Origin of the sequence: Methylosinus sp. sav-2 (genome assembly GCF_004366495.1) — a bacterium.
Classification (GTDB): Bacteria; Pseudomonadota; Alphaproteobacteria; order Rhizobiales; family Beijerinckiaceae; genus Methylosinus.
On record NZ_SOEJ01000001.1, the window covers coordinates 1,219,745 to 1,242,606 of the forward strand.

The 22,862-nt window shown below is 65.9% G+C and carries 19 protein-coding genes and 2 tRNA genes; 10 read left to right on the forward strand and 11 right to left on the reverse strand.

Annotated features, from left to right (window positions below; all coding sequences use genetic code 11):
* Positions 1–158 precede the first annotated feature (158 nt).
* The 3 genes from polA to EDE12_RS05785 all read right to left on the reverse strand — a co-directional run bounded on the left by polA (position 159) and on the right by EDE12_RS05785 (position 4,436).
* Complete coding sequence (polA, locus tag EDE12_RS05780) at positions 159–3,137, reverse strand: DNA polymerase I (protein WP_026599415.1); 2,979 nt, start codon at positions 3,135–3,137, stop codon at positions 159–161.
* A gap of 330 nt (positions 3,138–3,467) precedes the next feature.
* Positions 3,468–3,635, reverse strand: coding sequence for a hypothetical protein (locus EDE12_RS21765; RefSeq protein WP_018267973.1), 168 nt, complete (start codon positions 3,633–3,635; stop codon positions 3,468–3,470).
* Between the two features lie 123 nt (positions 3,636–3,758).
* Positions 3,759–4,436, reverse strand: a complete 678-nt coding sequence (locus EDE12_RS05785) for a LexA family transcriptional regulator (RefSeq protein WP_245275809.1) — start codon at positions 4,434–4,436, stop codon at positions 3,759–3,761.
* Between the two features lie 257 nt (positions 4,437–4,693).
* Between EDE12_RS05785 and EDE12_RS05790 the strand changes: the two genes are divergently transcribed.
* Positions 4,694–4,987, forward strand: a complete 294-nt coding sequence (locus EDE12_RS05790; protein ID WP_026599413.1) for a hypothetical protein — start codon at positions 4,694–4,696, stop codon at positions 4,985–4,987.
* A 76-nt stretch (positions 4,988–5,063) separates the two neighbouring features.
* Here EDE12_RS05790 and EDE12_RS05795 read toward each other — a convergent pair whose 3' ends face one another.
* The 3 genes from EDE12_RS05795 to EDE12_RS05805 form a co-directional block, all read right to left on the reverse strand.
* Complete coding sequence (locus EDE12_RS05795) at positions 5,064–7,778, reverse strand: valine--tRNA ligase (RefSeq protein WP_026599412.1); 2,715 nt, start codon at positions 7,776–7,778, stop codon at positions 5,064–5,066.
* Positions 7,779–7,936: 158 nt separating this feature from the next.
* Positions 7,937–9,220, reverse strand: coding sequence for a phosphopyruvate hydratase (eno, locus tag EDE12_RS05800; protein ID WP_024881083.1), 1,284 nt, complete (start codon positions 9,218–9,220; stop codon positions 7,937–7,939).
* Between the two features lie 116 nt (positions 9,221–9,336).
* The gene (locus EDE12_RS05805) at positions 9,337–10,143 is read right to left on the reverse strand and encodes a creatininase family protein (RefSeq protein WP_026599411.1); all 807 of its coding nucleotides are present in this window, start codon (positions 10,141–10,143) and stop codon (positions 9,337–9,339) included.
* Positions 10,144–10,443: 300 nt separating this feature from the next.
* Here EDE12_RS05805 and EDE12_RS05810 point away from each other — a divergent pair, with 300 nt between their 5' ends.
* The 3 genes from EDE12_RS05810 to EDE12_RS05820 are packed head-to-tail and all read left to right on the forward strand — an operon-like array spanning position 10,444 to position 13,018.
* A complete protein-coding gene (locus EDE12_RS05810; protein ID WP_024881081.1) occupies positions 10,444–11,463 on the forward strand; it encodes an ABC transporter substrate-binding protein in 1,020 nt (339 codons plus the stop codon).
* Positions 11,464–11,465: 2 nt separating this feature from the next.
* Positions 11,466–12,233: an ABC transporter ATP-binding protein gene (locus tag EDE12_RS05815; protein WP_026599410.1), complete on the forward strand. Its 768-nt coding sequence runs from the start codon at positions 11,466–11,468 to the stop codon at positions 12,231–12,233.
* On the forward strand, positions 12,230–13,018 hold the full coding sequence (locus EDE12_RS05820; RefSeq protein ID WP_026599409.1) for an ABC transporter permease subunit: 789 nt from the start codon (positions 12,230–12,232) through the stop codon (positions 13,016–13,018). Before EDE12_RS05815 ends, EDE12_RS05820 begins: the two co-directional genes overlap by 4 nt.
* A 239-nt stretch (positions 13,019–13,257) precedes the next feature.
* Here the strand turns inward: EDE12_RS05820 and EDE12_RS05825 are convergent, their stop codons facing one another.
* On the reverse strand, positions 13,258–14,574 hold the full coding sequence (locus tag EDE12_RS05825; RefSeq protein WP_245275808.1) for a L,D-transpeptidase family protein: 1,317 nt from the start codon (positions 14,572–14,574) through the stop codon (positions 13,258–13,260).
* Positions 14,575–14,887: 313 nt separating this feature from the next.
* On the opposite strand from EDE12_RS05825, the gene ychF reads away from it, so the two are divergent.
* On the forward strand, positions 14,888–15,985 hold the full coding sequence (gene ychF, locus EDE12_RS05830) for a redox-regulated ATPase YchF (RefSeq protein WP_024881076.1): 1,098 nt from the start codon (positions 14,888–14,890) through the stop codon (positions 15,983–15,985).
* A 48-nt stretch (positions 15,986–16,033) separates the two neighbouring features.
* Here the strand turns inward: ychF and EDE12_RS05835 are convergent, their stop codons facing one another.
* Positions 16,034–16,399 (reverse strand): hypothetical protein, encoded by a 366-nt coding sequence (locus EDE12_RS05835; RefSeq protein ID WP_018266706.1) that lies wholly within the window; start codon positions 16,397–16,399, stop codon positions 16,034–16,036.
* Between the two features lie 88 nt (positions 16,400–16,487).
* Between EDE12_RS05835 and EDE12_RS05840 the strand changes: the two genes are divergently transcribed.
* The 4 genes from EDE12_RS05840 (at position 16,488) to EDE12_RS05855 (ending at position 18,170) form a co-directional block, all read left to right on the forward strand.
* Positions 16,488–17,180: an HAD-IA family hydrolase gene (locus EDE12_RS05840; RefSeq protein ID WP_024881075.1), complete on the forward strand. Its 693-nt coding sequence runs from the start codon at positions 16,488–16,490 to the stop codon at positions 17,178–17,180.
* Positions 17,181–17,231: 51 nt separating this feature from the next.
* A tRNA-Val gene (locus EDE12_RS05845) sits at positions 17,232–17,306 on the forward strand.
* A 106-nt stretch (positions 17,307–17,412) separates the two neighbouring features.
* Positions 17,413–17,487 (forward strand) — tRNA-Thr (locus tag EDE12_RS05850).
* A 230-nt stretch (positions 17,488–17,717) separates the two neighbouring features.
* Positions 17,718–18,170: an FKBP-type peptidyl-prolyl cis-trans isomerase gene (locus EDE12_RS05855; protein WP_026599407.1), complete on the forward strand. Its 453-nt coding sequence runs from the start codon at positions 17,718–17,720 to the stop codon at positions 18,168–18,170.
* Between the two features lie 111 nt (positions 18,171–18,281).
* On the opposite strand, the gene ahpF is transcribed toward EDE12_RS05855, so the two are convergent.
* Together ahpF and ahpC are read right to left on the reverse strand one after the other, a co-directional pair.
* A complete protein-coding gene (gene ahpF / locus EDE12_RS05860) occupies positions 18,282–19,835 on the reverse strand; it encodes an alkyl hydroperoxide reductase subunit F (RefSeq protein WP_026599406.1) in 1,554 nt (517 codons plus the stop codon).
* Between the two features lie 210 nt (positions 19,836–20,045).
* Positions 20,046–20,609, reverse strand: a complete 564-nt coding sequence (gene ahpC / locus EDE12_RS05865; RefSeq protein ID WP_024881072.1) for an alkyl hydroperoxide reductase subunit C — start codon at positions 20,607–20,609, stop codon at positions 20,046–20,048.
* A gap of 152 nt (positions 20,610–20,761) precedes the next feature.
* On the opposite strand from ahpC, the gene EDE12_RS05870 reads away from it, so the two are divergent.
* Complete coding sequence (locus EDE12_RS05870) at positions 20,762–21,745, forward strand: hydrogen peroxide-inducible genes activator (RefSeq protein ID WP_026599405.1); 984 nt, start codon at positions 20,762–20,764, stop codon at positions 21,743–21,745.
* 126 nt (positions 21,746–21,871) lie between these two features.
* On the opposite strand, the gene EDE12_RS05875 is transcribed toward EDE12_RS05870, so the two are convergent.
* A complete protein-coding gene (locus EDE12_RS05875) occupies positions 21,872–22,855 on the reverse strand; it encodes a threonine/serine dehydratase (protein ID WP_026599404.1) in 984 nt (327 codons plus the stop codon).
* Positions 22,856–22,862 lie beyond the last annotated feature (7 nt).

The window sequence follows — 22,862 nt, forward strand, 5'->3', positions numbered from 1 at the left end:
CGTGTCGCTGGAGCTTCGGCGTCACGCCAAATGTCTTAAGACGCTTCGGCGTCCTGGCGTGGATGGCCGGGACAAGCCCGGCCATGACGTCGGGGGGCGACGAGGATGCGCGCATTCGATAGCCCGCTTCGCTGGCGCGACCGCAGCGTCGTTCCCCATCAATGCGCCTCGTCCCAATTCTGCGCGGCGCGGGCTTCCACTTCCAGCGGCACGGAGAGCGCCACCGCCGGATGCGGCGCCTCTTCCATCACGCGCTTGACGATGCGGATCGTCGCCTCGGCCTCTTCCTTCGGCGCCTCGAACACTAGCTCGTCATGCACTTGGAGCAGCATGCGCGCGCTGAGCTTCTCATGCGCGAGCGCCTCGTCCATGCGCGCCATGGCGCGGCGGATGATGTCGGCGGCCGCGCCTTGGATCGGCGCATTGATCGCCGCGCGCTCGAAGAAAGCGCGCTCCGAGGCGTTGGAGGAGCCGATGCGCGGGAAATGGCATTTGCGGCCGAAGATGGTGGTGACGAGGCCGTTCTCCCGCACGGCTTTGCGGGTCTTGTCCATATAGGCGCGAATGCCGGGGAATCGCTCGAAGTAGCGCTTGATATAGGCGGCCGCCTCCTCGCGCGGAATGGAGAGCTGATTGGCGAGGCCGAAGGCGGAAATGCCATAGATGATGCCGAAATTGATCGCCTTGGCGCGGCGGCGCACCTCCGACGGCATGCCCTGCACCGGCACGCCGAACATCTCGCTCGCCGTCATCGCGTGAATGTCGATTCCATCCGCGAAGGCCTGCCGCAATTGCGGAATATCGGCGATATGCGCGAGCAGCCGCAATTCGATCTGCGAATAATCCGCCGAGATGAGCACATTGCCGCGTTCGGCGACGAAGGCCGTGCGAATCTTGCGCCCAGCCTCGTTGCGCACAGGGATGTTCTGCAGATTGGGGTCCGACGAGGAGAGCCGTCCCGTCGTCGTCGCGGCGAGCGCGTAAGATGTGTGGACGCGATGCGTCGTCGGATTGACGAAAGTGGGCAGCGCATCAGTGTAAGTGGATTTGAGCTTGGAGAGCTGTCGCCAATCCAATATGCGCGCGGCGAATGTATTGCCGCTCTCGGCCAATTCGTCGAGCACGCTGGCCGAGGTGGACCAGGCGCCGGTCGCGGTCTTCTTGGCGCCGGGCAGGCCCATCTTGCCGAAGAGAATATCGCCCAATTGCTTGGGCGAGCCGAGGTTGAAGCTATCGCCGGCGAGCTCGTGGATCTCGGCTTCGAGCCGCGCCATATCCTGCGCGAATTCGCCGGAGAGGCGCGAGAGAATATTGCGATCGATCGCGATTCCGCGCCGCTCCATCTTGGCGAGCACGCTCACCATGGGGCGCTCCAGCGTCTCATAGACGCAGGTCATATGCTCGGCGGCAAGGCGCGGCCTCAGCGCGCGCCACAGACGCAGCGCGACATCGGAATCTTCCGCCGCATATTCGGTCGCTCTGTCGAGCGGCACGCGCGCGAAGCCGATGAAGCTGCGGCCGGAGCCGGCGACGGCGGAGAAGGGAATGCATTCGTGGCCGAGATGCTTCTTCGAAAGCTCGTCGAGGCCGTGATTATTGCGGCCGGCGTCGAGCACGTAAGAGATCAGCATCGTGTCCTCGATCGGCGCGACATCAATGCCGCAGCAGGCCAGAACGAGGAGATCATATTTCATATTATGCGCGATCTTCAGCACGCCGCGCGCTTCCAGCAGCGGCTTCAGATGCGCGAGCGCTTCCGCAAAAGGAATTTGCACGGGCGGCGGATCGCCGCCGAGCAGATCGGCGCCGGTGGGCGCGACATGCTGCAGCGGAATATAGCAGGCGCGTCCAGGCGCCGTCGCCAGCGAGACGCCGACGAGATCGCAGGACATTGGATCGAGCGAGGTCGTCTCCGTATCCATCGCGACGACGCCAATGGAGAAAGCTTCCGCGATCCAGGCGTCGAGCCGCTCGATCGTCGTCACCGTCTCATAGAGCGAGCGATCGATCTTGGTCGCGACGCCTTGCTCGCGCCGCGCCTCGGCGAGCGCGGCCGGGCCGAGCGCGCCCTTCTCTCCCGTGGGAGATGCTGGCGCGGCGATGTCCGGCGCGGGCAGAGCGGGCGCCTCGGCGACCTCGCCATTGCGGCCGCGCCATCCCGCCGGGCCGACAAAGGCCGGGTCCGGCTCTATCTCATTCGCCTCGACGCCATAGGTCTCCGCGGCGCGGCGCGTCAGCTGCGTGAACTCCATCGCCTGCAGAAAGCCGACCAGCGTTTTGCCGTCCGGCTGATGCAGGCCGAGATCGTCGAGCGGAATCTCCAGCGGCGCGTCGTCGACGAGCTTCACCAGTCTCTCCGACGTGCGGATCAGCGCGACGCTCGCAGGATCGGTCAGCGTCTCGCGGCGCTTTGGCTGCTTGATCTCGCCGGCGCGCGCCAGCAGCGTGTCGAGATCGCCGTACTCATTGATGAGCTGCGCTGCCGTCTTGACGCCAATGCCCTTGGCGCCCGGCACATTGTCGGTGGAATCGCCGGCGAGCGCTTGCACATCGACGACCTTCTCGGGCGGCACGCCGAAATAATCGACCACCTCGGCGACGCCGATGCGCCGCTCCTCGCGCGCGCCGGAAGCGGGATCATACATCGACACTTTATCGTCGATGAGTTGCATCAGATCCTTGTCGGCGGAGACGATCAGCACATCGGCGCCGCGCGCCCGCGCTTGCTTAGCGTAAGTGGCGATGAGATCGTCCGCCTCATAGACGTCCTGCTCGATCGGCAGCAGGCCGAAGGCGCGCACGGCGGCGCGCATCAGCGGAAATTGCGGAATGAGATCGTCGGGCGGGTCCTGACGATGCGCCTTGTAGTCCGGGTAGATTTCCTTGCGGAAGGAGTTCTCCGATTTGTCGAAGATGATGGCGAGATGCGTCGGCGTGAGATCGGCCGCGCCCTCGCGGATGAACTGAAACAGCTTGGCGCAGAACAGCCGCACCGCGCCGGTCGGTAGGCGGTCCGTGCGATAATTATATTTCGCGTCCTGCCGTATCGACTGGAAATAGGCGCGAAAGACGAAGGACGAGCCGTCGACGAGAAAGACGCGGCTGTCGGGACCGACGGGCTTATGTGTGAGAGTCATCGCGCGAGGAGCATGAACGCTAGGCCCTCATAGAGAGGGCGGAAAGGGCGCGCGCAAGATAGCCCCGATCCCTCGGCATGGATACCCCCGGCTCGTCTCCCGGCGCGGCGCCGCGCAGGCAAAAAGGCCTCGCGCGGCCGAAGCCGGCGAGGCAGTGGGGATCGTCACACTTACGGCGTCGACGGTAACGTCTCCGCCGCGCCGTTGAACCGCCAATCGGCGAGCGGCGACGGGTCCAGCGTCGCGCGCAAAAAAAATCGCCCCGCTCGGGCGCGCGGGGCGAAGCGAAACGAGACGAATTCAGATGAATTGCGGCTCGCCGCGCGTTCCTCAATTGATCATGCGCGTGGTGGCGCCGGTGTCGCCGGTCACGCTCGCGCTCTTGGGGGAGATCCATTCTGGAACCTTCGTCAGCGCGACGGCGACGAAGGCGACGAGGCCGACCGCCCATATGACGATCTTGCCGTAATTCGTGCCGCCATGAACGTTCAACGCCATTGTTCCCTCCGTTGGTTTTTCTTCATTGGTCGCACGGCCGAATGGCTCGGCCATGCTGACGATGGCGAGACGTCGGCGGCTTTGACACCGCCAATTCGCGAAAGCGGAGGGGTCCAGCGCGCGTCAGAGCAGCGATTCGGTCCAACGAATACGGCCGTGGACGCAGAGGCGCTCGGCGTCGGCGCGCTCCAGCCTCTCGGGCTCGTAGCAGGCGCGATTGTCGGAGATCAGAGTGATCGCGCCATCCACATTGCGGCGCACGCGACGGATCAACGGGCCATCGTCGAGCGAGACGAGATAGACGGCGTCGCCGATGATGTCGCGCTGCGAGCGGTCGATCAGCACGATCGCGCCATCCTCTATCGTCGGCCGCATGGAATCGCCGCGCGCGCGCAAAAATTCCAGCGCGTCGATCTCGGTTCCGAGGCGTCGCAGCAGAGCGCGCGGAAAGGCGATCCGCTCGCCGGCGATTTCGCGTTCCGCCGCCTCGCCGATCCGCAGCGGCGGGATTTGCGCCATATCCGGGCCGAGCGGAATCGCCGGCGGCGCGCCGGCCTCGAATATGGGAGCGCCGCGATCCAGCACCAGCCAGTCGAGCGAGACGCCCGTCACCTCGGCGATGCGGCCGAGCTTCTCGGCGGAGGCTTCGGTCTCACCGTTGAGATAGCGGCTATAAGTGGAGGAGGTGACGCCCGCGTCCCGCAAGATTCTGGCCGGACCGCCCGCCGCATCGACCGCCTGGCCCAATCTCTGCGCGAGGCCTGCTCTGTCGAATACGGGATTTACCTTCGTTTCCGGCACGCACTCTCTCATATTTGCTTGACAGAGACGCGCGAATGCGGGACCTTCGGCGCGGAGTTGGTTTCCATTTACGGTTAACACGCCGGATGTGGCGTGTCACCGTGCGGCTTGTTGCGCCCATGATTTGCAGTTGGAGAGATTTCGTCCGACGCGACGCGGATTGGTTTGGGCGTCGGGACCGTCGCCGTCCCACGGAAACGGGCGTCGCGCCGCTGTGCAATGACAATCAGGCGAGGGAACTCCCGGGCGCGGCGCGGATGGGCGACGCCGGCGATCGCCAATTCGCCCTGGTTCTCTCGCTCGCGCGCATGTTGTTGGCGACGCGCGGGCAATTCGCGCTCGCTCTGCGTGATCTCTCCTCGGCGCGATCGGGATGCGAGTCGCCGAATGGTTTCACGCTGCGGATAATCGAGCAAAAGACGGATGAGGCGATCTACGCCTTGGCGCGGGGCGGATCGGCGGTGCTCGAGGAGACGTTGCGGCGCGCGATCGACGACATTGCGAAGGAGATCGCAATGGAAAGGAGCGGCGCGCCTCGCCTCGCCGATTAGGCGGCTGTCTCTGCGAGGGCCGCGCGGCGATCCGAGCCGCCGTCCTTCGGGACGACGGCAGGACTCGGGATGAGGTTCAGCCGAGGCGCTTGGCCGCGGCTGTCAGTTTCTCGATGCGCTCGCGCGTCTCCTCGAGGCGTTCGCGATTTTCCTCCACCACCTCTTCCGGCGCGCGGGCGACGAAATCGGCGTTGCCGAGCTTGGCCTCGATCTTTTTCGCCTCGCCTTCGAGCTTGGCGGTCTCCTTGGCGAGACGCACCTTCTCCGCCGCGAAATCGATGACGCCTTCCAGCGGTATGGCGGCGAGAACGCCGCGCACGATCAATTGCGCGCTGCTCTTGGGCGCGGCGTCGACGAAGCCGATCTGCGAGAGGCGCGCGAGCTTGCGCAAAGTCTCGTCCCAGCGCGTCACGCGCGACTGCACATCAGCGTCGGCGCCGACGAGGACGAGAGGAACTTCCGCGCCGGCGGGCAAATTCATCTCCGAGCGCACGGAGCGCACTTCGGAGACGAGATCGACGATCCAGCCGATCTCCGCTTCCGCGGCGGCGTCCTCGAGGCCGGAAAGATCGGGCCATTGCGCCAGCGCCAGCGGCGTCTCGCGCGCGGGGCCTTCGAAACCTTTGACGCCCCACAGCTCCTCGGTGATGAAGGGCATGAAGGGATGCAGCAGCGCGTAAGTCTGATCGAGCAGGAACGCCGTGGTGGCGCGCGTCTCATCCTTGGCGGCGCCGTCCTCGCCTTGCAGCAGGGGCTTGGCCAGCTCGAGATACCAATCGCAGAGCTGGTTCCAGACGAAGCGGTAGGCCGCGTTGGCGGCGTCGTTGAAGCGATAGGCCTCGATCGCCGTGGCGATCTCGGCGGAGGCGCGCGCCGCCTCGCTGACGATCCAGCGATTGAGCGTGATCTGATTATTCTTGGGGTCGAATCCGGCCACGCGCGCGCAGCCGTTGATCTCGGCGAAGCGCGAGGCGTTCCACAGCTTGGTCGCGAAATTGCGGTAGCCCACGACGCGCTGCGTCGAGAGCTTTATGTCGCGCCCCTGCGCCGCCATGGCGGCGAGGGTGAAGCGCAGCGCATCGGCGCCATATTCGTTGATGAGGTGAACCGGATCGATGACATTGCCCTTCGACTTCGACATCTTGGCGCCCTTCTCGTCACGGACGAGCGCGTGAATGTAGACGTCGTGGAAGGGGACCTCCTTTTTGAAATAGAGGCCCATCATCATCATGCGGGCGACCCAGAAGAAGATGATGTCGAAGCCCGTCACCAGAACATTGGTGGGATAATAGCGATCGAGCTCCTTCGTCTCGTCGGGCCAGCCCAGCGTCGAGAAGGGCCAGAGCGCGGAAGAGAACCAAGTGTCGAGCACATCCTCGTCGCGCGTCAGCGCCACGTCGCGTCCGTGCTTCGCGCGTGCGGCGGCGAGGGCGGCCTCCTCGCTGTCCTCGACGAAGACATTGCCGTCCTCGTCATACCAGGCCGGTATGCGATGGCCCCACCACAGCTGGCGCGACACGCACCAGGGCTGGATGTTCTCGAGCCAATCGAAATAGGTCTTCTCCCAATTCTTCGGCACGAAATTGGTGCGGCCTTCGCGCACGGCGGCGAGCGCCGGCTGCGCCAGAGTCTTGGCGTCCACATACCATTGGTCGGTGAGGCGCGGCTCCAGCACGGCGCCGGAGCGGTCGCCATGCGGCACCATATGCTTATGGTCCGACACTTCGGCGAGCAGCTCATGCTCCTCCATCATCGCCACCACGCGCGCGCGGGCGGCGTTGCGATCGAGGCCGTGTAGAGCGGCGACCGTCAGGTCGAGCTCGGGCGAGGGCGCGACATGCTCGAAGAAATCCGCATTGTCCTTCAGCGTCACGGCGCCTTCGGCGTCGAGCACATTGATGAGGCGCAGACCGTGCCGGCGGCCGACCTCGAAATCGTTGAAGTCATGCGCGGGGGTGATCTTCACCGCGCCCGTGCCCTTCTCGGGATCGGAATATTCGTCCGCCACTATAGGGATGAGGCGACCGACCAGAGGCAGGCGCACATTCTTGCCGACGAGCTTGGTGTAGCGCTCATCCTCTGGATGCACGGCCACCGCCGTGTCGCCGAGCATGGTCTCGGGGCGCGTCGTCGCCACGGTGATGAACTCGCCGGTCGGCTGGCCGTCGTGATAGACCACCGGATATTTGAAGTGCCACAAATGGCCCTTCACCTCGATCTGCTGCACCTCGAGATCGGAGATGGCGGTCAGCAGCTTCGGGTCCCAATTGACGAGGCGCTTGTCCTTGTAGATCAGCCCATCGCGATAGAGCTGCACGAAGACTTTCACCACGGCGCGGGAAAGCCCCTCGTCCAGCGTGAAGCGCTCGCGTGACCAGTCGCAGGAGGCGCCGAGCCGCTTCAGCTGCTCGACGATGACGCCGCCCGACTCCGCCTTCCAGGCCCACACCTCTTCCAGAAATTTGGCGCGGCCCAATTCGCGGCGATGCTGCTGGCGCTCCATCAGCTTGCGCTCGACCACCATCTGCGTCGCTATGCCTGCATGGTCGGTGCCCGGCTGCCACAGCACATCGTCGCCGCGCATGCGATGATAGCGCGCGAGAATATCCTGCAGCGTATTGTTGAGCGCATGGCCCATATGCAGCGAGCCGGTGACGTTCGGCGGCGGAATGACGATGGAAAAGGGCTTCGCGCCGGCGCGCTCCGGCCGGCCGGCGCGAAAGGCGCCCGCCTCTTCCCAGAGCTCGCGCATCCGCGCTTCGATGGTCGAGGGGTCGAAGGTCTTTTCCATGGGCATGGGGGAGAGCCGAATATCCGTATCGAAGGCCCCCTCCCCAGCCCTCCCCCGCTTTGCGGGAGAGGGAGCAGATTCGGGCCCTCATCCAAAGTTCGCGCAACGTCGCGGAATTCCCTCTCCCGCGTGAGCGGGGGAGGGTGAGGGAGGGGGCTTTATACCAGCGCCTTCAGCGCGCTGCGGCCGGCGTAGATCGCCGCCGATCCCAGCTCCTCCTCGATGCGGATGAGCTGATTATACTTCGCCACTCTGTCCGAGCGCGCCAGCGAGCCGGTCTTGATCTGCCCGCTATTGGTGGCGACGGCGATGTCGGCGATGGTCGAATCTTCCGTCTCGCCGGAGCGATGCGAGATCACCGTCGTATAGGCGGCGCGATGCGCCATCTCCACGGCGGCCAGCGTCTCGGTCAGCGTGCCGATCTGATTGACCTTCACCAGCAGCGAATTGGCGACGTCCTCGTCTATGCCGCGCGCCAAGCGCTCGACATTGGTGACGAAGACATCGTCGCCGACGAGCTGGATCTTGTCGCCGAGCGTGTCGGTGAGAAGGCGCCAGCCTTCCCAATCATCCTCGGCCATGCCGTCCTCGATCGTGACGATCGGATAGGCCTCGGCGAGCTTGGCGAGATAGGCGACCTGCTCCTCTATGGTGCGCGTGACCTTCTCGCCCTCATAGACATATTTGCCGTTCTTGAAGAACTCGGTCGAGGCGACGTCGGCGCCGAGATAGATGTCCTCGCCCGGCACGAAGCCGGCGGTCACGATCGCCTCGACGATGATGTCGAGCGCCGCCTCGGCGGAGGGGAGATTGGGGGCAAAGCCCCCTTCGTCGCCCACGGAGGTGGAGAGGCCGGCCTTCTTCAGCGCCGCCTTCAACGTGTGGAAAACTTCCGCGCCCCAGCGGATCGCCTCGCGCACGGTGGGCGCGCCGACCGGCAGGATCATGAATTCCTGAAAGTCGATCGGATTGTCGGCGTGGGCGCCGCCATTGATAATGTTCATCATCGGCACCGGCAGCACGCGCGCCTGCACGCCGCCGATATAGCGATAGAGCGGCAGCGAGGAGGCGTCGGCGGCCGCCTTGGCGACGGCCAGCGAGACGCCCAGAATGGCGTTGGCGCCGAGCCGCGACTTGTTCGGCGTGTCGTCGAGCTCGATCAGCGCCTCGTCGACCGCCACTTGATCCTCGGCCTCGAAGCCGACGAGCTCGCCCGCTATGTCCTCATTGACGCTCTGCACGGCGTCCAGCACGCCCTTGCCGAGATAGCGGGTCTTGTCGCCGTCGCGCTTCTCCACCGCCTCATGGGCGCCGGTGGAGGCGCCCGACGGCACGGCGGCGCGGCCGAAGGAGCCGTCCTCCAGCACGACCTCGACCTCGACCGTGGGATTGCCGCGCGAATCGAGTATCTCGCGAGCGTGAATATCGATGATTTCGGTCATATCGGGGCCTCTTTGGAGCGTCTGGCTGCGCAGTTGCGCGCGTTGTAGACCGAACCGCGCCGAGGCGAAAGCCTCCAAAGACGGCGAAAGGCCGGTTCCCTGTTGCGTTTCCGGCGCTATTTCGGCGGCGCGCCGGCGAAACGCTCGAGATCGAAGGCCTCGACGTCGCGCAGCAGCTCGACGAAGGCGGTCGCCCAATAATCGGCCGCGGCCTCGCCCTTGGCGGCGCTGGCCGCCGCGGCGTCGCCGATCGCGCCTTCTTTCGAGAGGTCTTGCGTCTTCCAGCCGAAGCCGATCGGCCGGTCGGCGCGCAACCAGGTGAAATCGCGCTCGAAATCGGCGCTGGCGGAGCGAAAATGCCGCGCCCGCGCCATATCGACGAAATCCGGCGCGAGCGCGAGCATCAGCGAGGTCTCGATCTCCCCGCCATGGATGCCGAGGCGGATCTCCTCCTCGCCGAACAGACCGTCGGGATAGCCGAAGCGATGCCAGGAGCAGGCGACGGCGAGCAGCTCGTGGCGAATGCGCAGCTCGAGCGCCGCCTGGGAGATCAGCGCCGAGTTGCCCCCATGCGAATTGAGGAGTACGAGCTTGCGGCAGCCGGCGCGGGCGACGCCTTCGCCGATCTCGCAGAGAAGGCGCAGCGCCGTCTCATGCGAGAGGCTGAGCGTGCCGGGAAAATCGCCATGCTCGATGGAGACGCCGATTGCCTGCAATGGCAGGAACAGCGCGTCGAGATCGTCCGGCAGGCGGTCCACCACGCGCTCGATCATGCCGCGCATGATCTGCGAATCGACGCCGACCGGCAGATGCGGCCCATGCTGCTCGACGGCCGCGATGGGCAGCACGGCGATGACGCGCTCCATCTCGAGGTCGCGGAAGTCGATTGTGGCGAGGTCGATCCAATAGCGGGACGGGAGCATGGCGGAGAGGGTAGACCTTTCAGACGGGGATCGCCATAGCGGGGGCGAATCCTTCTGCGGCGATCGGGTGGAGGAATAATGACCTGCAACCCTCGTCCTGAGGAGCCCGCGAAGCGGGCGTCTCGAAGGACGGCAGCGGGCCGTATCCTTTGATTTCAGCTCGCGGCCGTCCTTCGAGACGCCGCCTACGGCGGCTCCTCAGGACGAGGGTTGGGGATATACTTCTTCACCGCCCTTCTCCCACAGAGTGGGAGAAGGGAGAACCCGAAGATCGTTGGAAAAATCGAGGTGAGGCAATCGATGACGAAACGCTTCGCAGCACAGATCGCGGCTTTGGCTTTCTTCCTCTCCGCCCTTCCGGCCCTCGCGCTGGACAAGGTCTCCTTCGCCACCAATTGGCGAGCGCAGGCCGAGCATGGCGGCTTTTATCAGGCCCTCGTCGACGGCACTTACGCCAAATACGGCCTGGACGTCACAATATTGCAGGGCGGTCCGCAATCCAACGCGCGGCTGCTGCTCGCCGCCGGCCGCGTCGATTTCTGCATGGGCGCCAATCTCATCCAGACCTTCTCCGCCGTGCAGCAGAAGGCGCCCATCGTCGCCGTCGCCAGCATGTTCCAGAAGGACCCGATCATCTTCATGTCGCATCCGGGCGAGGGGCTAGATCGCTTCGAGGATCTGCCCAAGGCGACGGCCTTCATCGGCAATGACAATCTCGTCTCGGTCTATCAATGGCTGAAGCAGGCCTATGGCTTCAAGGAAGAGAAGATCAAGCCCTACACTTTCAACTCGGCGCCCTTCCTCGCCGACAAGAAATCGATTCAGCAGGGCTATCTGACCTCCGAGCCTTTCGAGATCGCGCGCCAGGGCGGCTTCACGCCCAATGTGTTTCTGCTCGCCGATTACGGCTATGACAGCTATTCGACGACGATTGAGACGCGCAAGGAGACGATCGAGACCAAGGCCGATCTCGTGCAGCGTTTCGTCGACGCGTCGATCATCGGCTGGTATCATTACATCTATGGCGACAATAGCGCCGCCAACGCCGCCATCCGCAAGGACAATCCCGAAATGTCCGAGGGCCAGCTCGCTTATTCCGTCGAGAAGCTGAAAGAGCGCGGCATCGTCGACTCCGGCGATTCGCTCAGCCTCGGCATTGGCGCGATGACCGACGCGCGCCTGCGCAGCTTCTTCGACAAAATGGCCAAGGCCGGCGTCTTCCCCGCCGATCTTCCCATCGCCCAGGGCTATACGACGCGCTTCGTGAACAAGAAGGTCGGGCTGGAGCTGCGGCCGTCGCATGCGGCGGGGGCGCAGTGACGATGGGCGTCGCGGAGCCTCTGGTCTCGCTGCGCGGGATCGGCAAAAGCTTCGCCAATGGCGTCGCGGCGCTCGAGAATTTCCATCTCGACCTTCGCGACGGCGAGTTTCTGACATTGCTCGGCCCGTCGGGCTGCGGCAAATCGACGGCGCTGCGGCTCATCGCCGGCCTCGCGACGCCCAGCGCCGGCGCCATCGATTGGCGCGACTCGGCCGCGGCGCATAACATCGGCTTTGTGTTTCAGGAGGCGACGCTGCTGCCCTGGGCCGATGTCTTCGCCAATGTCTATCTGCCGCTACGCCTCGCCGGCAAGACGCGCGAGGCCGCCGCGCCGCTGGTGCGCGAGACGCTCGCTCTCGTCGGCCTCGCCGATTTCGAGACGGCGCTGCCGCGCCAGCTCTCCGGCGGCATGAAGATGCGCGTCGCCATAGCGCGCGGCCTGGTGACGCGGCCGAAATTGCTGCTGATGGACGAGCCCTTCGCCGCGCTCGACGAGGTGACGCGCTTTCGTCTCGGCGACGATCTTCTCGCGATGAAGCAGAGATTGGAGACGACGATCGTCTTCGTCACGCATTCCATTTACGAGAGCGTTTATCTCTCGACGCGCATTCTCGCGCTCGCCGCGCGCGGCGGCGCGATCATCGATACGATCGACATAGATGCGGCCATCGCGCGCGACGAAGAATTCCGCACGAGTCCCGAGTTCGCGCAATATTGCCGGCGCGCCTCCGCCGCTCTGCGCAGCGCCTATGGGGAGGAGCTGCGATGAAGCAAACGAGTCCGCTTCGCGAGGCGTTGTTGCCGCTGGCCGTGCTGGCGGCGGCGCTCGCCGCTTGGGAGGCGGCGGTGCGCTTCTGGGCCATTCCGGCCTATGTGCTGCCGGCGCCGAGCCTCATCGCCGAGACTCTGGTGAAGGACAGGGACATTCTCTTCGCCTCGCTCCTCGTCACGCTGACGACGGCGCTGGAGGCGCTGGCGCTGGCGACGATCGGCGGCGTGGCCCTCGCGCTGCTCATCTCGCGCTCGCGCTGGATGGAGCGCGCGCTGATGCCCTTCGCCATCGTGCTGCAGGTGACGCCCATCATCGCCATAGCGCCGCTGCTGCTGGTCTATCTCGCCCCCGCCGAGGCGGTGCTGGTCTGCGCCTTTCTCGTCGCCTTCTTCCCCATTCTCGCCAATACGTCGCTCGGCCTCGCCTCGGTCGATCGCTCATTGGTCGAGCTTTTCGATCTCTATCGCGCCTCGCCCTGGCGCAAGCTCGTCTATCTGCGTGCGCCGGCGGCGCTGCCGCAATTTTTCGCCGGGCTGCGCATCGGCGGCGGGCTCGCGCTCATCGGCGCCATAGCGGCGGAGCTGGCGGCCGGCGCCGCGGGGCAGGGGGCGGGCCTCGCCTTCCGCATCTCGGAGGCGGGCTACAGGCTCGACATTCCGCGCATGTTCGCGGCGTTGGCGCTGGTCTCGCTGGCGGGAATCGTCATTTATGCGGGGCTGACGGCGCTGTCGCGCCTCGCCCTGTCACGCTGGCACGAGAGCGCGCGCGGATTGGACGATTAGCGCCCGGCGCCCACCTGCGCGCAGCGCGCATCAGCGGTCTTGAAATAAGGCGGATCGCAGGGCGCGAAGTCCTGCGGGCACATTTTCTCGCAATATTGCACGGGGAGGACAACGACGGTCTCCGCCGTCCGCGGCGGAGGGGAGCGCCGCTCTGCGGCTGCCGCACAGAGAGCGCCTGAGAAGGCCAGGGCGAAAACGATCGAAGCGCCGCGCATCGTTCCTCCGAAGGGACGAGCGAATCAGCGATCTCCGCGCGCTTCGCCCACCGCGTCCACCCCATATATATCGTTGCGGAAGTGAACGGTTCCATTCGCGGAAGCCCATCCGGTCATATACACCCATACGACCGGCACGGGCTTGGGCAGGGTCACGTCCTGGCGCTCGTCGCCGATCTTGGACATGATCGCGGCCTTGTCCCATTGGCCCGGCGCGCCCTCCAGCAGCCAGGCGGCGAGGTCATAGACGCCCTCGACGCGCACGCAGCCATGCGAGAGAAAGCGGTAGTCGCTGGCGAAGAGCCGCTTGCTCGGCGTGTCATGCATATAGACCGCATGCTTGTTGGGCATTGCGATGCGGATCGAGCCGAGCGAGTTCTGCGCGCCGCTGTCCTGGCGCAGCGTGTAATTGACGGCCCGCTCGCTGGCCCAATTGATCGATTTCGGCTCGATCTCGGTCCCATGATTGTCGAAGACGCGAATGCGCGCCTTGGCGAGATAGGACGGGTCCTTCTGCATTTTGGGCATGATCTCGTTCTTGATGATCGAGACCGGGACCGTCCATGTGGGGTTGAGATTGACCGCGCCGATTTTCGCCTCGACCTCGGGCGAAGGATGCTCGACATCGCCGACGATCGCCGTATAGCGCCGCGCGACGCGGCCGTTCTCCACGGCGTCGACGGCGGCGGAGGGGATGTTGACGACGATATAGCGTGGGCCGAAGGGGAAATCATTGCCCGCGAGCCGCTGCGCCGAGGAGGCCAGCTGGCGGAAGCGCACCGAGGCCGGCACGTCCAATTCTCGTAGTGTCGCGCCGGCGACCACGCCGGTCTGCCTCAGCCCCATGCGGAATTGAAAATGCTTCACCGCTTGGGTGAGGCCCGCGTCCCAGGCCTCGCCGCCGGCCGCTTCCGCCGGCAGATCGCCCTCGGCGGCGAGGCGCTTGCGCAGCGCCGACACCGACTTGCCGCGCGCGCCGGGCTGCAATGGCGTCCCCACCTTGGGCCAGCCGCCGGCGTCGGCGATGGCCGCATAGCGCTCGGAGGCGAGCGAGGTGGCGAAGAAGGTCTCAGGCTGCAGCGCGGGGGTCGGATCGTCGGAGAGCGCCATCTCGCGCGGTGGCGCGGGCTTGGGCTTCGGCTTTGGTTTGGGCTTGGGCGCGGCGGCCGTCTGCGGGGCCGCCGTAGGCGCGGCGACGGGCTCGGCCGGGACTGCGGGCGCGGAGGCGGGAGCAGGGGCTTGGGCCGCCGGAGCGGGAGCCGGCGCGACAGGCGCGGCCGGAGCCGCCGAAGGCTCGGCGGCCGTCTGCGCCCACGCGGGAAAGAGCGGCGCTGCGAGCAATCCCGCCGCCGCGAATGTCGCGATTGCGCGACCAGCCTGCCCGATCCGTGCCTGTGACTTGTTTCGCATGTCGTTCCGCGCCAGAATCGCGCCCTTGAAATTCGCCGACGCTCTGCTTTTGTCGAAGCTTTTCCGCCTTGCGAGGCGCGCGGTCAACCCGCGCGGCGACGATGCGCCTTTCTGCGGGGCGGAATTATGGAGACGCGGCGACCCGCCGCGCCCGGCCGCGCCCCGCCGCGCCGCGCCCCTTGCCTTTTGCGCCGGTCCCGCCCATACCGCGCCGCAGCGAGATTGCGCGAGGAAACGGGACGCCATGGGCTTCAAATGTGGAATCGTCGGCCTGCCGAATGTCGGCAAGTCGACCCTCTTCAACGCGCTGACGCAGACGGCGGCCGCGCAGGCGGCCAATTACCCCTTCTGCACGATCGAGCCCAATGTCGGCGACGTCGCCGTGCCCGATCCGCGTCTCGAAAAGCTCTGCGAGATCGCCGGCTCCAAGCAGATCATCCCGACGCGCCTCACCTTCGTGGATATCGCCGGCCTCGTGCGCGGCGCCTCCAAGGGCGAGGGGCTCGGCAATCAGTTTTTGGCCAATATCCGCGAATGCGACGCCATCGCCCATGTGGTGCGCTGCTTCGAGGACGGCGACATCACCCATGTCGAGGGCGACGTCGATCCGATCCGCGACATTGAGACGATCGAGACCGAGCTGATGCTCGCCGATCTCGAGAGCCTGGAAAAGCGCGTGGTTCCGCTCGAGAAGAAGGCCAAGGGCGGCGACAAGGACGCCAAGGAGCTGCTCGATCTGATGCGCCGCTGCCTCGATCTGGTGCGCGAGGGCCGTCCCGCCCGCCTCGTCGTGATCGCGCCGGAGGAGCGCGAAGCGCTCGCCGGTCTCGGCCTGCTGTCGTCCAAGCCCGTTCTCTATGTCTGCAATGTCGAGGAGGGCGCCGCTGCGGAGGGCAATTCCTTCTCGCAGAAGGTCGCGGCGCGGGCGCGCGAGGAGGGCGCTGCGAGCGTCGTCGTCTCGGCCAAGATCGAGAGCGAGATCGCCGTGCTGCCGGCCGAGGAGCAGAAGGACTATCTCGAGGCGGTCGGGCTCGAGGAGCCGGGCCTCAACCGCGTCATCCGGGCCGGCTATACGCTGCTGCGCCTCGTCACCTATTTCACCGTGGGTCCGAAGGAGGCGCGCGCTTGGACGATCGAGCAGGGCACGCGCGCGCCGCAGGCGGCGGCGGTGATCCATACCGATTTCGAGAAGGGCTTCATCCGCGCCGAGACGATCGCCTATGAGGATTATGTCGCGCTGCGCGGCGAAGCGGGCGCGCGCGAGGCGGGGAAGTTCCGGCTCGAGGGCAAGGAATATGTCGTCGCCGACGGCGACGTGCTGCATTTCCGCTTCAACAATTGATCGGCGAAAGCGAGCCTTCGGGCTCGCTGTCTCCTATTCGGGGTCTCGCTATTTCGCCGGCGGCGTGCAGACCACCGAGCTCTCGTTCAAGACGAAGCAGATCGACATCTGTCCCGAGCGCAGATCGACGCGGAACACGCCGCCCTCGCCCGTATGGCGGGAGGCGATCAGCGCATATTCGCTGAACTGCCCCGCCTTGGCGCCCTCGCCCGGCGGATAGCACAGCGTCACGCCGACGGCTGCCCCCTCCTTCAGCCCATATTGGCAGGCCCCTACCTCGCCGCTGGCGCGGTCCAGGCGAAACACGCGGTTGAGATCGGTCTGCGGGGCGGCGAGAAACTCGTAATTGCCGGCGAGCGCCGCGGGCGCCGCCAGGGCGGCCCCGAGAGAGAGGAGACGAATGGCTGCGCGCAAGGTTACACTCCTTCGACGAATCACAGGGCGCAGTCTACACGCCGATGCGGCAATCGCGAGACGGCGCCGAATAGGGTAGGGGCAGCGAATGGTCGGCGCGCCGACTCTGGTCTTCGATCTCGACGGCACGCTGGCCGACACCGCCGGCGATCTCATCGCGACCTTGGGCGTGCTGCTGGAGCGCGACGGCCGCATGCCCGTGCCTCTCTCCGCCGTGCGCACGCTGGCCGGGGCCGGCGCGCGGGCGATGATCGAGCGTGGTTTCGCGGCCACGGGCGCGCCGCTCCCGCCGGAGCGGGTCGAGGCGCTGTTTCCCGAGTTTATCGCCCATTATCGCGAGCGAATCGCCGTCGAGACGCGGCTCTTCCCCGGAGCGGAAGCGGCGCTGGAGCGATTCGCCGAGGCCGGCTTCGCGCTCGCCGTCTGCACCAATAAATCCGAGGAGCTGGCCGTTCTGCTGCTGGAGCGCCTGGGCGTCGCCGGGCGATTCGCGGCCATTTGCGGCCGCGACACTTTTCCCGCGCACAAGCCCGACGCGAGCGCGCTGACGCTGACGATCGAAAGAGCCGGCGGCCATGCGGCGCGCGCGGTGATGGTCGGCGATTCGCAGACCGACATAGCGACGGCCAAAAACGCCGGCGTGCCTGTGGTCGCGGTGGATTTCGGCTATACGGAGACCCCGGTCTCGTCCTTCGGCCCCGACCGGGTGATCTCGCATTTCGACGAATTATGGGAGGCCGTGGCCTCGCTCGGCGTGCTGGAAGCCTCCGCATGCACTTGACGGGAGACGCCGTCGTCTCTTACAGAACTGTTCGGCCTCGGTGAGGCCCTCGGGCGGCTAGCTCAGCGGGAGAGCACTCCCTTCACACGGGAGGGGTCACAGGTTCAATCCCTGTGCCGCCCACCATTTGCTCCACTTTTCCCCTTTCGACGATTTTCCTCCTTCCGCTCGGCGGATAGGCGCGGCGAATGTCTTGCGCAGTCGCGATCACTGTGGCACAAGGCCGCCCGACGCTGCAGTAGCTCAGTGGTAGAGCACTCCCTTGGTAAGGGAGAGGTCGAGAGTTCAATCCTCTCTTGCAGCACCATCACACCCCGCACGACTTTCCCGCCCTCGAGCCTCGCCTCGCGTCATTTGCCGTTGGTTGACACCGGCCTGCGTCGCGGGCAGACAGGCCGTGGCGACGCTCTGCGGAAAGGTCATGAAGGCCGATAGGCGGGCCGAATGATCGGCGGCGCCGTTCACCCGCCCTCTCGCCGCCGCCCTCGCCGATGCGCGCAGGGCTGCTCGCCGCGCCCTATTCCCAAAGGACCCGACATGCGCGCCGTATTCCGTTTTCACGCTCTGCCCGTCCTCGCCGCATTGGCGCTCGTCGCCGCGCCGCTCCCGGTGATCGCGCAGAGCCCTGCGACGACCACCACCGCCACCGGAATCAAGATCACCGACACAAAGGTCGGGACCGGCGCCGGCGCGGAGCCGGGGCAGATGCTGAAGATGCATTACACCGGCTGGGTCGCGCAGAACGGCGCCAAGGGCAAGAAGTTCGACAGCTCGCTGGACCGCGGCCAGCCCTTCGAGTTCCGCCTTTCGGCCGGACAAGTGATTCCCGGCTGGGACAAGGGCATTCTCGGCATGAAGGTCGGCGGCAAGCGCACGCTCGTCATTCCGCCTGAGATGGGCTATGGCGCGCGCGGCGCCGGTGGCGTGATTCCGCCCAACGCCACGCTCATCTTCGATGTCGAGCTCTTGGAAATCAAAGGCCAGATCTGACCGGCGCGCGCCGTCGTCACTGCGAGCGGAGCGAAGCAACCCAGAGACGAGGGGCGCTCTGGATTGCTTCGCGGCTCACGCTTCTCGCAAAGACCGAGAAGCGAACTCGCATCACATTCTCACCAGATGATCGAAGGCCGACAGCGCCGCCGTCGCGCCTTCGCCCATGGCGATGACGATCTGCTTATAGGGAACGGTCGTCGCGTCGCCGGCCGCGAACACGCCCGGCGCGGAAGTGTGGCAGCGGCGGTCGATCTCGATCTCCTTATATTGCGAGAGCGTCACCGCGCCATTCAGCCATTCCGTGTTGGGCAGCAGTCCGATCTGCACGAACACTCCTTCCAATTCGACAGTGCGCGTCGCCTCGCTCTCGCGGTCGCGATAGACGAGACCCGTCACCTTGGCGCCGTCGCCGAGAATCTCCGTTGTCTGGGCCGAGACGAGAATCGTCACATTGGGCAGCGAGCGCAGCTTCTCCTGCAATATTCCGTCGGCGCGCAGCTTCGCGTCGAATTCGAGCAGCGTCACATGCGAGGCGAGGCCGGCGAGATCGATCGCGGCTTCCACGCCGGAATTGCCGCCGCCGATCACGGCGACGCGCTTGCCCTTGAACAAAGGCCCGTCGCAATGCGGGCAATAGGCGACGCCCTTGGTCATATATTCCGTCTCGCCCGGCACATTTATGCGCCGCCAGCGCGCGCCCGGCGCCAGAATGATCGTCTTCGATTTGAGCGTCGCGCCATTGGCGAGCTTCAGCTCCGCGAGACCGCCGGCCTCGGCTGCGGGAACCAGCGCCGAGGCGATCTGGCCGTTCATCACATCGACGGAATATTCCGCGACGTGACGCTCCAGCGCCGCCGCCATTTGCGGGCCTTCCGTGTGCGGAACCGAGATGAAATTCTCTATGCCCGCCGTGTCCTGCACCTGGCCGCCGAAACGCTCGGCGACAATGCCGGTACGCACGCCCTTGCGCGCGGCGTAGATCGCCGCCGCGGCGCCCGCCGGGCCACCGCCAACCACCAGCACGTCGAAAGGCTCCTTGGCGGAAATGGACGCGGCCTTCTTCTCGCCGGAGCCGGCGTCGAGCTTGTCGAGAATCTGCTCCAGCGTCGCGCGGCCATGCTGGAAGGGCTCGCCGTTCAGATAGACGGCGGGCACGGCCATTATGCCGCGCTCCTCCACCTCCTTGGGGAAGAGGCCGCCGTCGATCGCCACATGGCGCACGCGCGGATTGAGCGCCGCCATGGTGTCGAGCGCCTGCACCACCTCGGGGCAGTTCTGGCAGGTGAGCGAGAAATAGGTCTCGAAGCGATACTCGCCGTCGAGCGCCTTTATGCGCGCAAGGGTTTCCTCGTCCTCCTTCGGCGGATGGCCGCCGACATGCAGCAGCGCCAGCACGAAGGAGTTGAACTCGTGACCGCCCGGAATGGCGGCGAAGCGCAGGCCGACATCGGCGCCCTGGCGCTCGATTGCGAAAGAGGGGCGGCGCGAATCATCGTCGCTGCGCACATAGGAGATATTGTCCGAGACGCTCGCGACCTCCTGCAGCAGCTCGGCGAGCTCTGTGGATTTCTCGCTGTCGTCGAGCGAGGCGCGGAGCGTGATGGGCGTGACGATGCGCGCGAAATAGGCCTGCAACTGGGTTTTCAGAGCGGCGTCCAGCATCTTCGACTCCCGATTTTCGAGAACAATCCCCTCACCCTGAGGAGCCTGCGCAGCAGGCGTCTCGAAGGGTGCGCCGCAGCGCGTTCTGGAGCATCCTTCGAGGCTTTTTGCGTTCCGCAAAAAGCGCCTCAGGATGAGGGACGGAAGCTGCGGGCGAGGGGCAGGTAGAGCGCCCCCGGCCGGCGAACCGGCCGGAGGCGTGAAGCGAAATCAGATCTTGCCGACGAGGTCGAGCGAGGGAGCGAGCGTCTTCTGACCCTCTTCCCACTTGGCCGGGCAAACCTCGCCCGGATGCGCCGCGACATACTGCGCAGCCTTGATCTTGCGCAGCAGCTCGAGCGCATTGCGGCCGACGCCGCCCGCGTTGATCTCGACGATCTGAATCTTGCCGTCCGGATCGATGACGAAAGTGCCGCGGTCGGCGAGGCCGGCCTCTTCGATCAGCACGTCGAAATTGCGGCTCAGCGTCAGCGTCGGATCGCCGACCAGCGGATACTCGATCTTGCCGATCGCCGGCGAGGTGTCGTGCCAAGCCTTATGCGCGAAATGCGTGTCGGTGGAGACGCCGTAGATCTCGACGCCGACCGCCTTGAAGGCGGCGTAGTTGGTGGCGAGGTCCTCGAGCTCGGTCGGGCAGACGAAGGTGAAGTCGGCCGGATAGAAGAAGAACACCGACCACTTGCCCTTGAGCGTGGCTTCGGTGACGTCGACGAACTTGCCGGCGTGGAAGGCGGTCGCCTTGAACGGCTTGATCTCGGAGCCGATGAGAGACATTCGATTTTCTCCTCGAGTGGTGAAGGCGCGCGAGAGGCGGATGAGTCCGCGGGCCTTCGGGGAAGACGCCCGGGAACCTAGAGGGGTTTCACAATCGATAAAAGCGAAAAAAACAGGCTTCAATAATCGAATTTAACGATTATGCTGTGCGGATGGCGGTTTTGCCCACCCTCAGGCAGCTGCGTTTTCTGGTCGCCGTCGTGGACGAGCGGCATTTCGGCCGCGCGGCCGAGGTCTGCCTCGTCGGCCAATCGACGCTCAGCGCCGGAATATTGGAGCTCGAGCAATTGCTCGGCGTGCGCCTCTTCGAGCGCACCAAGCGCAAGGTCTCGCCGACGCCGGTGGGCCGCGAATTGGCCGAGCGCGCGCGCACGCTGCTGCGCGAGGCGCAGGACATCGTCGAGCTGGCGCGCGCCGCCCAGGCGCCCATGTCCGGGCCTTTGCGGCTCGGCGTCATTCCGACGATCGGGCCGTTTTTGTTTCCGCGCGTGCTGCCGCGGCTGCGCTCCGCCTTTCCCGAGCTGAAGCTCTATCTGCGCGAGGAGCAGACCGAGCCTCTGCTCGCGCGTCTCGACGCTGGCGAGTTGGACGCGGCCGTGCTGGCGCTGCCCTATCCCTCGCGCGGCATGGAGACCATCGACATAGGCGTCGATCCTTTTGTCGTCGTTTGCCCGCCGGGGCATAGGCTGAGCCGAATGGCGGCGGTCGGGCATGACGATATGGCGGCCGAGGATCTTCTGCTGCTGGAGGAGGGCCATTGCCTGCGCGATCATGCGCTCGCCGCCTGCGCGCTCGAGGGCGCGCGGCGCAATGTGGCCTTTCAGGGCACCAGCCTGCACACGCTGGCGCAAATGGTGGCCAATGGGCTGGGCGTGACGTTGCTGCCGCAAATGGCGCTGGACGCCGGAATATTGCGCGGGCTCGATCTCGTGGTGCGGCCGCTCTCGGGCGAGGCGCCTTTTCGCCGCATCGGCCTCGTCTTTCGCGCCTCCTCGGCGCGCAAGGAAACTTTCCGCAGCCTCGCCCGCGCGCTCGAGGGGTTTTTGGCGGAGTCCGCGCCGGCGGTGAAAGCGAAAGCGTCTACAGCGCCCGCGCGCGGCGTGAGGAAGAGCGCGGCTGGCCCACGTCGCAAGTGATGTGCGGCAACGGCCCTCCTCCGCTGCGCGGGAGAGGGGGCAGATTGCGCGTTTCATAAAGGTTTCGCGTAGCGTTTGCCGCTTCCCTCTCCCGCGAAAGCGGGGGAGGGTGAGGGAGGGGGCGCTTCAGCTCGAACGATCGAGAATTGCCGCAAAGTCCTTGCGATCGACATTGCCGCCGGAAGCGATGACGACCACCGTCTTTCCCGCGAAGCGCTCGCGCTCCTCGAGCGCGCAGGCGAGCGCCGCGGCGCCGCCCGGCTCCAGCACGATGCGGAAATGCTCGGCGGCGATGCGCATCGCAGCTTCGACTTGCGCATCTGTCGCCGCGAGTCCTCGCGCGCCACAGGCGAGCAGAATCGGCAGAGTGTGACGGCCGGGGGTCGGCGCGAGCAGAGCGTCGCAGATCGAGCCGGTGAGCGCTGGATTCACTTGCGCGGCGCCGCTCTCCAATGAGCGGCGCATGTCGTCGAAGCCCGCGGGCTCCGCTGTGAACATCAGCGGCGCGCGCTCGAAGAGTTGCAACGTCAGCGCAATGCCGGAGGCGAGCCCGCCGCCGCTGCAGGAGGCGATGATCGCATCCGGCGCAATGTCCTTCGCGCGCGTCTGCGCGAATATCTCGAGGCCGATGGTTCCTTGTCCGGCGATGGTGCGTGGATCGTCGTAAGGGTGAATGAAGCGCAGCCCGTCCTGCTCGGCGAGGCGGCGCGTCATCGCATCGCGATCATTGCTCAGACGATCATAGAATTCGACGCGCGCGCCCAGCGCCTTCGTGCGCTCGAGCTTCACGCGGGGCGCGTCGCGCGGCATCACGATCGTCGCCGCGACGCCCATCGCGCGCGCGGCGAAGGCGACCGCCTGCGCATGATTGCCGGAGGAGACGGCGATGATTCCACGGCGCCGCTCGTCTTCCGTCAATTGCAATATTTGATTGAAGGCGCCGCGCAGCTTGAAGGCGCCGATCGGCTGCAGATTTTCCGCCTTCACCAAAAGGCGAAAGCCGATCTCCTCGTCGAGCAGCGGCGCCGTGAGCAATGGCGTCGCCTCGATATAAGGAGCGATGCGTTTTGCTGAGGCTTCCACATCGGCGATCGTGAGCGGCGCGCTCATGTCATTT

What these genes read in the sequence shown, in the direction of transcription:
- polA (WP_026599415.1), bottom strand. Translation starts at nt 3,137, where the DNA reads ATGACTCTCACACATAAGCCCGTCGGTCCCGACAGCCGCGTCTTTCTC.
- EDE12_RS21765 (WP_018267973.1), bottom strand. Translation starts at nt 3,635, where the DNA reads ATGGCGTTGAACGTTCATGGCGGCACGAATTACGGCAAGATCGTCATA.
- EDE12_RS05790 (WP_026599413.1), top strand. Translation starts at nt 4,694, where the DNA reads ATGGGCGACGCCGGCGATCGCCAATTCGCCCTGGTTCTCTCGCTCGCG.
- EDE12_RS05795 (WP_026599412.1), bottom strand. Translation starts at nt 7,778, where the DNA reads ATGGAAAAGACCTTCGACCCCTCGACCATCGAAGCGCGGATGCGCGAG.
- eno (WP_024881083.1), bottom strand. Translation starts at nt 9,220, where the DNA reads ATGACCGAAATCATCGATATTCACGCTCGCGAGATACTCGATTCGCGC.
- EDE12_RS05805 (WP_026599411.1), bottom strand. Translation starts at nt 10,143, where the DNA reads ATGCTCCCGTCCCGCTATTGGATCGACCTCGCCACAATCGACTTCCGC.
- EDE12_RS05810 (WP_024881081.1), top strand. Translation starts at nt 10,444, where the DNA reads ATGACGAAACGCTTCGCAGCACAGATCGCGGCTTTGGCTTTCTTCCTC.
- EDE12_RS05815 (WP_026599410.1), top strand. Translation starts at nt 11,466, where the DNA reads ATGGGCGTCGCGGAGCCTCTGGTCTCGCTGCGCGGGATCGGCAAAAGC.
- EDE12_RS05820 (WP_026599409.1), top strand. Translation starts at nt 12,230, where the DNA reads ATGAAGCAAACGAGTCCGCTTCGCGAGGCGTTGTTGCCGCTGGCCGTG.
- ychF (WP_024881076.1), top strand. Translation starts at nt 14,888, where the DNA reads ATGGGCTTCAAATGTGGAATCGTCGGCCTGCCGAATGTCGGCAAGTCG.
- EDE12_RS05840 (WP_024881075.1), top strand. Translation starts at nt 16,488, where the DNA reads ATGGTCGGCGCGCCGACTCTGGTCTTCGATCTCGACGGCACGCTGGCC.
- EDE12_RS05855 (WP_026599407.1), top strand. Translation starts at nt 17,718, where the DNA reads ATGCGCGCCGTATTCCGTTTTCACGCTCTGCCCGTCCTCGCCGCATTG.
- ahpF (WP_026599406.1), bottom strand. Translation starts at nt 19,835, where the DNA reads ATGCTGGACGCCGCTCTGAAAACCCAGTTGCAGGCCTATTTCGCGCGC.
- ahpC (WP_024881072.1), bottom strand. Translation starts at nt 20,609, where the DNA reads ATGTCTCTCATCGGCTCCGAGATCAAGCCGTTCAAGGCGACCGCCTTC.
- EDE12_RS05870 (WP_026599405.1), top strand. Translation starts at nt 20,762, where the DNA reads ATGGCGGTTTTGCCCACCCTCAGGCAGCTGCGTTTTCTGGTCGCCGTC.
- EDE12_RS05875 (WP_026599404.1), bottom strand. Translation starts at nt 22,855, where the DNA reads ATGAGCGCGCCGCTCACGATCGCCGATGTGGAAGCCTCAGCAAAACGC.